This window comes from Campylobacter sp. CFSAN093226 (assembly GCF_012897595.1).
Classification (GTDB): Bacteria; Campylobacterota; Campylobacteria; order Campylobacterales; family Campylobacteraceae; genus Campylobacter_D; species Campylobacter_D jejuni.
In genome coordinates, this window is record NZ_CP040608.1 from 1,166,590 (window position 1) to 1,178,833 (window position 12,244).

Sequence of the window (12,244 nt, forward strand, 5' to 3'; positions counted from 1 at the left end):
TAAAAAGAGTAAATTATGAGTGAATTATTAATAGAAATTGGTACAGAAGAATTACCTGCTATTCCTTTGCTAAAAGAATTAGCTAATATAGAAAAAAAATGGAACAATGTTTTAGAAGAATACCGCTTGGTAAGTGATTTTAAATTTTATTATACTCCGCGTCGTTTAGTTTTTTTTCATGAAAATTTTGCAGACAAACAAGAAGATAGCTTTGCTGAATTTATAGGAGCACCTAAAAATGTTGCTTATAAAGATGGAGTTTTAACTCCTGCGGGACAAAGCTTCCTGCAAAAAGCAAGGATCAGTGAAAATGAACTCTCTTTTAAAGAAATCAAAGGCAAGGAAGTTTTGTACCATCAAAAAGCTATTAAAGGTTTGCAAAGTCAAGAAATTTTAGGAGAAATGGTAGAAAAATTTCTAAAAAGTCTTAGTTTTGGCAAAAGTATGCGCTGGGGTGCAAATTCTTTTGAATTCATCCGTGCGATCCGTTCTATAGCTTGCATTTTAAATGATGAACTTGTTAATTTTCAAAGCTATGGAGTAAAAAGTACTAAAAAAACTTTCATTCACAGAAGCGTAAGTTATGATTTGCAAGATTTTAACAATGCAAAAGAATATTTTGAACTACTAGAAAAAAACTATATCATCCTTGATCCAATCAAAAGAAAGGAAAAAATACTTGAGCAATTTAAACTCATAGAAAGTCAAAAAAATATACAAATTGGAGAAGATGAAGAGCTTTTAGCTGAAGTAGTTGCTATCACAGAATATCCTAATGCACTTTTAGGAAGTTTTGAAGAAGAATTTTTAGAAATTCCTAGCGAAGTAATCATCACTTCAATGAGAGAAAATCAACGTTATTTTGCAGTTTTTAACGATAAAGGCTTAAGTAATCATTTTATAGTAGTAAGTAATGCAGTATGTAAGGATTATTCAAAAATCATACATGGAAATGAAAGAGTTTTGCGTGCAAGACTTAGCGATGCAATGTTTTTTTATCAAAATGATTTACAAAATGGCTTAAAACCTGAAAAACTTGCCAAAATGACCTATCTTGAAGGTTTAGGCACAATGCAAGATAAAAGTTTAAGAGAGATTAAAATTGCTGAAATTTTATGTCAAATGCTCCATAATGATAAAATCGAAAATATCAGCACAGCACTAAAATACGCCAAAGCAGACTTAGCCACACAAATGGTTTATGAATTTACTGATTTGCAAGGCATTATGGGAAGTTATTATGCGCAAAAAATGGGCTTAGATTATCAAATTTGCTTAGCTATCAAAGAACAATATCTTCCTAATTCCGAACAAGCTCCACTTCCAAGTACAGAATTTTCAAGCATAGTAGCCCTTGCAAACAAGCTTGATACCCTTATAGGACTTTTTAGCATAGGAAAAATTCCAAGCGGAACAAAGGATCCTTATGCCTTAAGAAGAGCTGCCAATGGGATCATTAAAATTGCTTTAAATTTAAATAAAGAATTTGATATCCAAATTTTATTAGAAAAACTTTCAAATCATTATAAAAGCTTTGATATGCAAATTTTAAAAGATTTTATTTTTGAAAGACTTTATACTTTTTATACAGTCAATGCTTCTTTTGTAAAAGCGGTTTTAAGCTCACAAAATACAGATCTTATCCATATCAATCAAAGCGTAAATGCTCTTATAAAACTTAGCAAAAAAGATAATTTTAATGAAAATTTTGCAACCTTTAAAAGACTAGCCAATATCGCCACTAAAAATCCTCATAAAGTTGATGAAAGTCTTTTTGTTCAAGAAGCAGAAAGTAAACTTTACAAAGCTTTTCAAGAAAAAACTAAAGCCAACTCTTTACAAGAAAAACTTGAAAATCTTTTTGCACTTAAGCCTTTTATTGATGAGTTTTTTAATCAAGTGATGATTAATGCTGAAGATGAAAAACTTAAAAATAATCGCCAAGCTTTGGTTTATGAAATTTATGCGGAGTTTTTAAAAATCGCCGATCTTAAAGAGTTAAGCCTATGAAAGCCCTATGGATTCTTTTAAGCCTTACTCTTTGGCTTTTTGGAGCTCAAAATTTAGAACTCATCAAAGGTCAAGCTTTATTTTTGGAACTAGATAAGAAAGATTTTTTATCTTTAAAAAATAATGATAAAAATATTCCCACCTTTGCACATCCTAAAAATCAAGAAAAAATTCTAGCTATTTTTTCCTTACCTTACAAAAATCCCCCGCAAAACACCAAACTTATCGCATTTTATAAAGATAAAAAAGAAGAAATTTTCATAAAAACTTTAGAAGGTAATTATAAAAGTGAAAAATTGCAAATTGAAAACAAAAAGATTTTTCCGCCAAAAACCATACAAGAACGCATCACTAAAGAATTAAAAGAAGCCAATGCGATTTATAGTTCTTATACTCCAAAAGCTTTATTTAACGGTGCTTTTAATATACCTTTAAATTCTTTTATCACAAGTGATTTTGGCAAAGCAAGAACTTTTAATGAAAAAGTAGCAAGTTATCACAGCGGAACGGACTTTAGAGCTACCACAGGAACACCTATTTATGCAGCCAATTCAGGTGTAGTAAAAATTGCAAAAGATCGTTATTTCGCAGGAAATTCAGTAGTCATTGATCATGGTTTTGGAATTTATTCACAATATTATCATCTTTCTAAAATCGATGTTAAAATAGGACAAAAGATAAAAAAAGGTGAACTTATAGGACTTAGTGGGGCTACAGGTAGGGTAAGTGGGCCGCATTTGCATTTTGGAATTTTAGCTGGAGGCAAACAAGTTGATCCTTTGGATTTTGTATCCAAATTTAATGCTATTTTTCAATGAAATTTAGTGACTTTTTCCATGCTTGGCTCCATGAAAGCTATTATAAAAATGCTGTAAGTATAGGAAAAAACGGAGATTTTTTTACTGCTGTGAGCGTAGGAAATCTTTTTGGCACACTTTTAGCCAAGCATTTTTTAAATTTAATAGATGAAAAAATTCTCAAACCTCCACTAGAACTTGTAGAAATAGGCGCTAATGAAGGCTATTTAAGTCGTGATTTTTTAGCCGCTTTGCTTGAATTAAGACCTGAAATTTTTTCTCAAATTTCTTTTTTCATCATAGAACCACATGAAAAATTAAGAACTTTACAAAAAAAGACTTTAGAAGGAGTGGAATTTACTCACAAAAATAGTCTTAAAGAATGCCATTTTAAGAACGCTTTTTTCTTTTGCAATGAACTTTTTGATAGTTTTACCTGCGAACTTATAGATCATGATAAAATGGCATTTGTAGAAAATTTTAAACTTATTTTTAAAAATATGGATGAAAATTTGATCACAAAATGCAAAGCTTTAAATCTTACAAAAGGCGAACTCAGTTTAGAGCTTGAAAATTTTTTTAAAGATTTAAACCAAACTTGTGAGAGATTTATATTTGCGGGATTTGACTATGGAACTTTAAATCCACAAAGTTTTAGCTTAAGAATCTATCAAAAGCACGAAGTTTTTAGCCCTTTTGAAGTATCTTTAAAAGATTTTTTCGGCAAAAGCGATCTAACTTATAATGTCAATTTTACTCATCTTCAAAAACTCATCAAAGAATATGATTTTAAACCTTTAGCTTTTAAAAAACAAAGTCTTGCTTTCATGGATTTTGGTTTTGAAGATTTATTAGAATACACAAAAAATAAAAACATTAAAACTTACGAAAGTTTTTTATCTCAAGCTAAAATTTTATTTTTTAATTTTGATGAAAAATTTCATTTTTTCGAATTTCAAAAAAACTAAAATTTTATATTTTTCATACTCGCTAAACAAACCCCCTCTCTTAAACCCTCATCAATGACTAGAAGTTTATGTTTATCAAACAAAGCATAAAACAGCAAACAACCTGCACTCAAATAATTTTTTCTCATCGTGCCTACTTCTTTTATAGCTTTTTTTTCTTCCATATGAAAAAGTTTAATAGCATAATTTAAAAAATCCTTATGGCAAAGTTTTTTACCATTTACTTTAGTTGCTTCATACTTTTCATAGCTTATATTTTGTTTTAATGCGCTAAGTGTGGTAGGAACTCCGGAATTTAAAACCACCGTTTTAGCCCCTAAAGAACAAAGTTCCTTTTTAATCATAGCCACCTCATCAAAAGCCCTAAAAGCTAGATGCTTTAAATAGGGATTTGCAATTAAAAAATGAATTTTAAGTTTTTTATCTTTAATATTTATGATAAATTTAGGATATTTTTTTATCAATTTTTTATAAGAAATACAAGTTTTATAATAAGAATGGCAATTTTTTTCATAAAAACTAATAATACCAAAATCAAAACTTTTAAAACTTTTTCCAAAAGAAAGCTCACAAGAAGCCCCTCCTAAATCACAATACGCAAACTCTCCCCAAATTTTAAGCCTTCTTAAACCTGATTGCATACCTAAAACACTAATCTTAGCTTCACTTTTGGCATCTATAAGCTTAAAATCAATCCCAAATTCTTTTTTTAAATGGGCAAAAATTTCATTTGTATTGCTTGCCTTTCTAAAAGCTGCAGTCGCTACAGCTCTCGCTTTACTTAAATCTTGCTCTTTAGCTAAAATACTCAAAGTATTTTTTAATCTTTGTATGGCTTCTTTAGAAATTTCTCCACTTTGATTTAGATTTTTCGCTGCCCCAATAACAAATTCATATTCTTTTAATTTATTTAATTTTTCATCCATTTGTACTGCTCTTAAAGTATTTGAACCAAGATCTATACCTAACATGACTTTCCTTATTTGATTTTATAGTATAATAGCAAAAAAGTTCTAAAGGAAAAATATGCTTTTAGGTGTAAATATCGATCATATTGCAGTGTTAAGACAAGCTAGAATGGTAAATGATCCTGATCTTTTAGAAGCTGCTTTTATAGTAGCTAGACACGGAGATCAAATCACTTTGCATGTAAGAGAAGATCGCCGTCATGCTCAGGATTTTGACTTGGAAAATATTATAAAATTTTGCAAAAGCCCTGTCAATTTAGAATGTGCTTTAAATGATGAAATTTTAAATTTAGCTCTTAAACTCAAACCCCACCGCGTTACTTTAGTGCCTGAAAAAAGAGAAGAGCTTACTACAGAAGGGGGGCTTTGTTTAAATCATGCTAAATTAAAACAAAGCATAGAAAAACTTCAAAATGCAAACATTGAAGTTTCACTTTTTATCAATCCTAGTTTAGAAGATATAGAAAAATCAAAAATTTTAAAAGCCCAATTTATAGAGCTTCATACAGGACATTATGCGAATTTACACAACGCACTTTTTAGCAATATCTCTCATACTGCTTTTGCCTTAAAAGAACTTGATCAAGATAAAAAAACCTTGCAAGCTCAATTTGAAAAAGAATTACAAAATTTAGAACTCTGTGCCAAAAAAGGCCTAGAACTTGGCTTAAAAGTAGCCGCGGGACATGGTTTAAATTACAAAAATGTAAAACCCGTAGTAAAAATTAAAGAAATTTGCGAGCTAAATATAGGACAAAGCATTGTAGCAAGATCTGTATTTACAGGACTTCAAAACGCTATTTTGGAAATGAAAGAACTTATTAAAAGATGAAAAAACTAGCCATTAGTATAGGCGATATAAACAGCATAGGACTTGAAATTTTAGTGCGTTCTCATGAAGAACTAAGCAAAATCTGCACACCTTTTTATTTTATCCACGAAAGCTTACTTAATAAAGCTTTAAAACTTTTAAATTTAAAACTTTTTAATGCAAAAATCGTAGCTTTTAAAGATGACAAAGACTATGAGTTTAATTTTATAAAAAAAGAAAATTCTCTTGAAATTTACTCTTTTTGCCTTCCTTTAGGCTTTAAAGTGGATGAAAATTTTGAAATCCAAGCCGGAGAAATAGATGCAAAAAGTGGACTTTATGGTTTTTTAAGCTTTAAGGCGGCAAGTTATTTTGTCTATGAAAAACACGCCCATGCCTTACTTACTCTACCTATACACAAAAAAGCTTGGGAAGATGCAGGACTTAAATACAAAGGACACACCGATGCTTTAAGGGATTTTTTTAAAAAAAATGCCATTATGATGTTAGGTTGCAAAGAACTTTTTGTAGGGCTTTTTAGCGAACATATACCTTTAGCTAAAGTGAGTAAAAAAATCACTTTTAAAAATTTAAGTATCTTTTTAAAAGATTTTTACAAAGAAACGCATTTTAAAAAAATGGGGCTTTTAGGTTTTAATCCTCACGCTGGAGATTATGGAGTTATAGGTGGAGAAGAAGAAAAGATCATGGAAAAAGCTATAGCCTTTGTTAATGCCTTTTTACACTCTAAAAAAGATGAAAAATTTTTCAAAAAAGCCTTAAAAGATGAAAATTTACAAAAAGAATTGCTTTTAAATTTTAAAGGCAAGGGCGTTTATCTACCCTATCCTTTAGTGGCTGATACAGCTTTTACTAAGACTGGTTTAAAAAACTGCAATCGTTTAGTGGCTATGTATCACGATCTTGCCCTTGCTCCTTTAAAGGCCTTGTATTTTGATAAAAGCATCAATGTAAGTTTAAATTTACCTATCATACGCGTTAGCGTTGATCATGGCACGGCCTTTGATAAGGCCTATAAAAATGCTAAAATCAACACTAAAAGTTATTTTGAAGCGGCTAAATTTGCAATCAATTTACATTCTAAAGCTTAAATTTAGCCCTAGAATCAATCAAATCTTCTTTAGCTAAGCTGTCTATAAAATCTTGCAAATCTTTATTGGTATTTAAACTTTGAGTGAGTAAATTTTCATATTTATCAACTTTATTTTTAAAAATTTGCTCTAAAACTTCTTTAGTCTTTGTATCTTTTTTTGCTCTTTGCATAAGTTCTAATAAAACCTTAATATAAGCTTCTTGCATGCAATCACTTGCATTGAGTAAAGATAAAAGAGGATTTTCCCCTGCTTTTGTATTTTGCATATTTTTTATACAAATTTTTCTTTCTTTAAGCATCTTTTTTGAAATGGCTTTAAAATCTTTTTTCATCTTTTTATCTGCTTTTTTTGAAATATTTTGATATAAACTACTATAGATGTTATCTACTAAAGCAAGTTTTTTATTATCAAATTCATTACGCACACCAATTTTATTGCATATCATAAGTTCATCATCACTTTTGCCATCATATTTGATTTTAGAGCAATCAAAACTAGGTTTTACTTCATCTTTATAAATAAGCTCATCAAAACTCAAAGCCCCTAAACTCGCCAAACTTAAACCAAGCAATAAAATAATTTTTTTCATTATTTACCTTTAAAATTTTTATTTTATTTTAACAAAAATATTTTGAATTTTTTAAGGAAATTAAGCCTTTATTTTATTATAATGCGTTTTTATTTTTTATAAGGAACTTAAAATGCAAAATTACAAAAAAGCTCTTTTTGCACTAGCTCTTAGTGCTTTTTGTATGGGCGTAACTGAATTTGTTATGGCAGGAGTTTTGGTTGATGTTGAAGCGTATTTTAGCGTAGATGCAAAAACCGCGGGCTATCTTACAACCTTATATGCTATAGGTGTTGTTATAGGTGCTCCTCTTATCACCATACCTTTAAGTCGTTTTCATAGACATACACAACTTTTAATCAATCTTGGAATTTTTGCTTTAGCAAATTTCATCATCTTTTTTAGCCAAAATTTCTATCTTACTGCTTTTGCACGCTTTATAGCAGGAACACAACATGGGGTATTTTTTGTCATTGCCACCTTAGCTGTAAGTGCTATAACTCCAGATGATAAAAAATCAAGTGCTCTAGCTATAATGGTCACAGGGCTTACTGTAGCCTTAGTTACTGGAGTGCCGCTTGGAACTTTTATAGGGCATTATTTTGGCTTTAAATTTATCTTTTTACTCATTTTTATCATTACAAGTCTAGCATTTTTTGGAGTATGGCATATGATGCCCAAAAATTTACATCCTAGCCCAACCAATCTTAAAAATCTAATCCCTGCTTTTTCTCATCAAAATTTGTTAAAAACTTATACTATAACCATTTGTAGTTGTGGGGCTCAATTTGTTCTTTATACTTATTTGCAAAAAATACTTGTAGAAATAAGCGGTTTTAAAGTCCAAGATACAGCTTATATCTTGCTTTTATATGGAATTTGTGCAATTTGTGGGAATTTATGGGGCGGAAAAATAGTAGATAAAAAAGGTGCTATTTTTTCTTTGCGTCTTATTTTAAGCATACAAGTTCTAGTATTTTTAAGTGTATTTCTCACCATGCATTCTAAAATTTTAATCATTTTTAGCGTAGCTTTGATAGGATTTTTTGCCTTTTCAACCATACCTGCACTAAAAATGCTTAGCATTACTAAAGCTAAACGCCATACTTATAAAGTCATAGACAGTACAGTAAGTGTGAATGAAGCAGCTTTTAATGTAGGCATAGCTTTAGCAAGTTTTTTAGGTGGGATTGTTTTAGCAAGATTGGGTATAGAATTTAATGCTTTATTTTCAGCACTTTTTGTAAGCCCTGCTTTGATTTTTGCCTTGCTTTTTGCCAAAGATAAATTAAATTATAAAAAATTTCAAAGAAAAAGTTTTACAAAGGTATAAATTGGAATAGAAATTGCTTGCTTATTTAATGTAAAGTTAAATAAAGGAGGAGAAAATGGTAGTAGATAATACTCAAAAAACATCAAATGCTATCTTTAGCACCACAACTAAAGTTAAAGAAAAAAATACTTCGGCAGATGAATTTCAAGCCACATTAAATGAAGTAAAAAACAAAGAAGAAAAGGAAGATAAAAAAACAAACTCAAGCAAATTTACTAACGAAGACATTGATCTTGGTGCTGTTAGAGAAGATTTTAGATCTTATGCTTGGCAAAAAATGAGAGAAGATCAATACAAAAAAAATGAGGAGACTTTGCTAAATAAGCTTTTTACTACAATTGACGCAGGAAATGCCACAAACAATACAAAGGCTTAATATACAAATCAATCAAAACTCAAACTACATAAACGAGAATTCCAATAATTCTCGTAAAATTTCTAATAACTCTGGATAAAATGAAAAAATTTATTATTTCCTCTATATGAAGAAAATATAGAAAAATTGACCAATTTAATTTATCAAATTCTGTTATAATTTTGCTAAAAACAAAGGAAAATAATGATTTTTATCGATGCTTGCTTTAAAAAACCTACACCCTACACCCCTATTTGGATGATGCGTCAAGCAGGAAGGTATTTGCCAGAATATATGGAAGTAAGAAAACAAGCGGGTGATTTTCTCTCTTTATGTAAAGACTATAAAAAAGCTTCTGAAGTTTCTTTACAGCCTATTGATATTTTAGATGTAGATGCAGCAATCATTTTTTCAGATATCTTAGTTGTTCCTCTTGAAATGGGTATGAATTTACGTTTTGAAAAAGGAGAAGGGCCTGTTTTTGGTAATCCTATTTCAACCCTAGAAGATTTAGAAAAACTTGACGATCAAAATGCACATAAAAAATTAAATTATGTCTATGATGCCTTAAAGCTTACAAGAGAAAAATTATCTCAAAACAAGGCTTTAATAGGATTTTGCGGAAGCCCTTGGACTATAGCTACCTATATGATAGAAGGAAGTGGAAGTAAAAATTATGCAAAGTGTAAAAAAATGCTTTATCAAAACCCAGAACTTTTACATAAAATTCTAAACAAACTAACTCAAGTTTTAAAACTTTATTTAGAAGAGCAAATTAAAGCAGGTGCTAATGCTATACAAATTTTTGATAGCTGGGCAAGTGCTTTAGAATATGATAAGTTTTTTGAATTCTCTTTTAATTATATGCTTGAAATTTCAAATTTTATTAAAAGCAAATACCCAAATATACCTGTAATTTTATTCCCTAAAGGCATTAGCGGTTATTTGGATAGAATCGATGGCAATTTTGATGTTTTTGGGGTTGATTGGAGCACCCCGCTTGATTTAGCACGTGATAAACTATCACACAAATACACTCTTCAAGGCAACATGGAGCCTTGCAGACTTTATGATAAAAATGCCATCAAAGAAGGAGTGGAAAAAATACTAAAAACCATGCAAAATAAAGCTCATATTTTCAACTTAGGACATGGGATCTTGCCTGATATTCCTGTTGAAAATGCAAAATATTTTATCAAGCTTGTACAAGAAAGTTCAGCTAAATGAAAATACTCTTTGGTCCTGTTAGCTCTAGGCGTTTTGGAAGATCTTTGGGTATAGATTTAAGCCCTAGTAAAAAACAATGCAATTTTGATTGTGTTTACTGCGAGCTTGATCCAAAAAAAGCCCAAGAAAAACAAGATGAAATTATCAGCATAGATAAAATTATCTCTGAAGTTAAAGCTATGCTTGAAAAAAATGTTGAATTTGATTTTCTTACCCTTACTGCCAACGGAGAGCCTAGTCTTTATCCTTATTTAAATGAGCTTATTTTATCTTTACGCAGCATTGCTAAAGATAAAAAATTGCTTATTTTAAGCAATGGTACAGCTGTATTAGATGAAGACAAATTTAATGCTTTGCTAAAACTAGATGTGGTCAAATTTAGCCTAGATAGTGCAGTTGCTAAAACTTTTTATCGTATTGATAGAGCTTTAAAAAACATTGACTTAGAAAAAATGATAGAAAAAATGGCAGATTTTAGAGCTAGGTTTAATGGAGATTTGATTATGGAAATTCTAGTTGTTAAAGATCTTAATGACAACGAAGAAGAATTTGAAGCACTTAATCAAGCTTTAAAAAAAATCATGCCTTTAAGGGTTGATCTAAGCACCATAGATAGACCTCCTGCTTATGCTGTTAAAAAAGTAAGCGAAGAAAAACTTTTAGAACTTTCTAAACTTATAGATTCTACTCCTGTACTCTTAGCCAAAAGACATTATGAAGGTGAAAAACTAAGCTTCAATGAAGAAGAATTATTAAAAATGCTTCATTTGCGCTCACAAAGCGAAATAGACATTGAAGTGAAATTTGATGAACAATCCAAAACTCTCTTAAATCAACTTATCAAAGAAAAAAAGGTAAAAATTCTCGATTTAGCTGGAGTTAAATTTTATAAAGTTTAGGCCTTTGGCAAATACTTTCTAAGTAAAGTTATAAGATCATTTCTACTTACATCACTTAAAACTTCGCTCACACAATCAAAATCCCTAACTTTTTCCTTTGAAAAAAAGATGATATGGCTTTGTGGATGCTGTTTTTTATAAGCACTTAGCAAATTTCTCATTTGCTCAAGATCAAATTTAATTAATTCATAATCAAGTAAAATCAAACGATAAGTCTCCTTGCTTAATTCTTGTTTTAATTGACTAAAAGAATTTATACATATATTTTTATCACATTGTTTTTCTATTATATTAAAAAACAAGGTTGCATCAAAATCATTTTGTTTAAAAAGCAATACATTATTTTGATAAGGGGTTTTAAATTTTAAAGTGCAAACCTTATCAAGCTTGTTTTGCAAAATATTTTCAAGATCTTTTTTTTCAAAAGGTAAAGTTAAAAAATACTCATAATGTGTATTTTTATGCCGACCCATCACTATAAAATCATAATTTTTCTTTACATTTTTATTGAAAATTTTATCCTTGATAAAAATCAAATGAAAGTCATTAACATCAAAACTTAAATTTTTAAAACAAGTGCTTTCTATGCCAAAATACGAAAGTAAATTTGCAAGTAAAAAATTCTCAAGCTCATCATTATTAACTATGGCCACACTTGCTTCAAATTGCAAAACCTTTCCATGAGATGTTCCTATAATGCTTTTATGATGCTCTAAAGCCTCATTTAATTCTAATCTAATTTGATCTTTTTGAGAATTTAAGGCATTTAAAATCAAAGAATTAATTTCTTTATTATACCCTTCATTTAAGCAACGCATTGCATTAGATATATTTATAAGCTGATATAAATTTTCTTCCAATAAATGCAAATATCTATCTTTTTCATGGGATATTTTAGTTAAATTTTGGCTCGTAGTTTCAAATTTTTCCTTTAACAAATCAAGCGCACTATCAACATCAATCTTTTTTTGAAAATTTAAAAAATCATTTTGCATGCAAAAAATTTTTTGATATATTTTGTTTATATTTCTATTTTGCCTAAAAGCAAAAATAAAAAGTGTTAAAGATAAAACAAAAATGCTAGAAAACATACCTATTTTCAGTTGTTCAGTAACACTATCAAGCTTTGAGATATCAATACTTAAATACGCTAAAATTAGATTAAAAATAAAAATTATCCCTGCTAATATCAA

General features: G+C 29.5%; 12 protein-coding genes. 9 read left to right on the forward strand and 3 right to left on the reverse strand.

The window, feature by feature from the left end:
* Positions 1 to 15 precede the first annotated feature (15 nt).
* Genes glyS through FBF02_RS06055 form a run of 3 tightly spaced genes read left to right on the forward strand, consistent with a single transcriptional unit; the run spans position 16 to position 3,775 of the window.
* A complete protein-coding gene (glyS, locus tag FBF02_RS06045; RefSeq protein WP_002858294.1) occupies positions 16 to 2,010 on the forward strand; it encodes a glycine--tRNA ligase subunit beta in 1,995 nt (664 codons plus the stop codon).
* On the forward strand, positions 2,007 to 2,828 hold the full coding sequence (locus FBF02_RS06050; protein WP_002857898.1) for a M23 family metallopeptidase: 822 nt from the start codon (positions 2,007 to 2,009) through the stop codon (positions 2,826 to 2,828). Before glyS ends, FBF02_RS06050 begins: the two co-directional genes overlap by 4 nt.
* Entirely contained in the window at positions 2,825 to 3,775 is a 951-nt protein-coding gene (locus FBF02_RS06055; RefSeq protein WP_002853171.1) for an SAM-dependent methyltransferase, read from the forward strand. Before FBF02_RS06050 ends, FBF02_RS06055 begins: the two co-directional genes overlap by 4 nt.
* On the opposite strand, the gene FBF02_RS06060 is transcribed toward FBF02_RS06055, so the two are convergent.
* The gene (locus tag FBF02_RS06060; RefSeq protein ID WP_002853207.1) at positions 3,772 to 4,746 is read right to left on the reverse strand and encodes a Ppx/GppA phosphatase family protein; all 975 of its coding nucleotides are present in this window, start codon (positions 4,744 to 4,746) and stop codon (positions 3,772 to 3,774) included. The two genes, FBF02_RS06055 and FBF02_RS06060, sit on opposite strands and share 4 nt — an antisense overlap.
* A gap of 55 nt (positions 4,747 to 4,801) precedes the next feature.
* Here FBF02_RS06060 and FBF02_RS06065 point away from each other — a divergent pair, with 55 nt between their 5' ends.
* Together FBF02_RS06065 and pdxA are read left to right on the forward strand one after the other, a co-directional pair.
* Positions 4,802 to 5,575 carry a pyridoxine 5'-phosphate synthase gene (locus FBF02_RS06065; RefSeq protein ID WP_002853163.1) on the forward strand — a complete coding sequence of 258 codons (774 nt, stop codon included), beginning with the start codon at positions 4,802 to 4,804 and terminating at the stop codon, positions 5,573 to 5,575.
* On the forward strand, positions 5,572 to 6,666 hold the full coding sequence (pdxA, locus tag FBF02_RS06070) for a 4-hydroxythreonine-4-phosphate dehydrogenase (RefSeq protein ID WP_002853162.1): 1,095 nt from the start codon (positions 5,572 to 5,574) through the stop codon (positions 6,664 to 6,666). Before FBF02_RS06065 ends, pdxA begins: the two co-directional genes overlap by 4 nt.
* Here pdxA and FBF02_RS06075 read toward each other — a convergent pair.
* Positions 6,656 to 7,258 (reverse strand): hypothetical protein, encoded by a 603-nt coding sequence (locus tag FBF02_RS06075; protein ID WP_002853243.1) that lies wholly within the window; start codon positions 7,256 to 7,258, stop codon positions 6,656 to 6,658. The two genes, pdxA and FBF02_RS06075, sit on opposite strands and share 11 nt — an antisense overlap.
* A gap of 112 nt (positions 7,259 to 7,370) precedes the next feature.
* Here FBF02_RS06075 and FBF02_RS06080 point away from each other — a divergent pair, with 112 nt between their 5' ends.
* The 4 genes from FBF02_RS06080 to FBF02_RS06095 all read left to right on the forward strand — a co-directional run bounded on the left by FBF02_RS06080 (position 7,371) and on the right by FBF02_RS06095 (position 11,051).
* On the forward strand, positions 7,371 to 8,570 hold the full coding sequence (locus tag FBF02_RS06080; RefSeq protein WP_002853238.1) for an MFS transporter: 1,200 nt from the start codon (positions 7,371 to 7,373) through the stop codon (positions 8,568 to 8,570).
* Between the two features lie 55 nt (positions 8,571 to 8,625).
* Positions 8,626 to 8,946, forward strand: a complete 321-nt coding sequence (ciaC, locus tag FBF02_RS06085) for an invasion antigen CiaC (protein WP_002853224.1) — start codon at positions 8,626 to 8,628, stop codon at positions 8,944 to 8,946.
* A gap of 183 nt (positions 8,947 to 9,129) precedes the next feature.
* A complete protein-coding gene (gene hemE / locus FBF02_RS06090) occupies positions 9,130 to 10,152 on the forward strand; it encodes a uroporphyrinogen decarboxylase (RefSeq protein ID WP_002853233.1) in 1,023 nt (340 codons plus the stop codon).
* Positions 10,149 to 11,051: a radical SAM protein gene (locus FBF02_RS06095; RefSeq protein WP_002853222.1), complete on the forward strand. Its 903-nt coding sequence runs from the start codon at positions 10,149 to 10,151 to the stop codon at positions 11,049 to 11,051. The genes hemE and FBF02_RS06095 overlap by 4 nt, the downstream gene beginning before the upstream one ends.
* Here the strand turns inward: FBF02_RS06095 and FBF02_RS06100 are convergent.
* Positions 11,048 to 12,244 carry a hypothetical protein gene (locus FBF02_RS06100; protein ID WP_002853187.1) on the reverse strand — a complete coding sequence of 399 codons (1,197 nt, stop codon included), beginning with the start codon at positions 12,242 to 12,244 and terminating at the stop codon, positions 11,048 to 11,050. The genes FBF02_RS06095 and FBF02_RS06100 overlap by 4 nt on opposite strands.

Bases quoted from the DNA above. Each gene is read 5' to 3' on its own strand.
- FBF02_RS06060 (WP_002853207.1), bottom strand. From the start codon at position 4,746: ATGTTAGGTATAGATCTTGGTTCAAATACTTTAAGAGCAGTACAAATG.
- FBF02_RS06095 (WP_002853222.1), top strand. From the start codon at position 10,149: ATGAAAATACTCTTTGGTCCTGTTAGCTCTAGGCGTTTTGGAAGATCT.
- pdxA (WP_002853162.1), top strand. From the start codon at position 5,572: ATGAAAAAACTAGCCATTAGTATAGGCGATATAAACAGCATAGGACTT.
- hemE (WP_002853233.1), top strand. From the start codon at position 9,130: ATGATTTTTATCGATGCTTGCTTTAAAAAACCTACACCCTACACCCCT.
- FBF02_RS06075 (WP_002853243.1), bottom strand. From the start codon at position 7,258: ATGAAAAAAATTATTTTATTGCTTGGTTTAAGTTTGGCGAGTTTAGGG.
- FBF02_RS06055 (WP_002853171.1), top strand. From the start codon at position 2,825: ATGAAATTTAGTGACTTTTTCCATGCTTGGCTCCATGAAAGCTATTAT.
- glyS (WP_002858294.1), top strand. From the start codon at position 16: ATGAGTGAATTATTAATAGAAATTGGTACAGAAGAATTACCTGCTATT.
- FBF02_RS06065 (WP_002853163.1), top strand. From the start codon at position 4,802: ATGCTTTTAGGTGTAAATATCGATCATATTGCAGTGTTAAGACAAGCT.
- FBF02_RS06080 (WP_002853238.1), top strand. From the start codon at position 7,371: ATGCAAAATTACAAAAAAGCTCTTTTTGCACTAGCTCTTAGTGCTTTT.
- ciaC (WP_002853224.1), top strand. From the start codon at position 8,626: ATGGTAGTAGATAATACTCAAAAAACATCAAATGCTATCTTTAGCACC.
- FBF02_RS06050 (WP_002857898.1), top strand. From the start codon at position 2,007: ATGAAAGCCCTATGGATTCTTTTAAGCCTTACTCTTTGGCTTTTTGGA.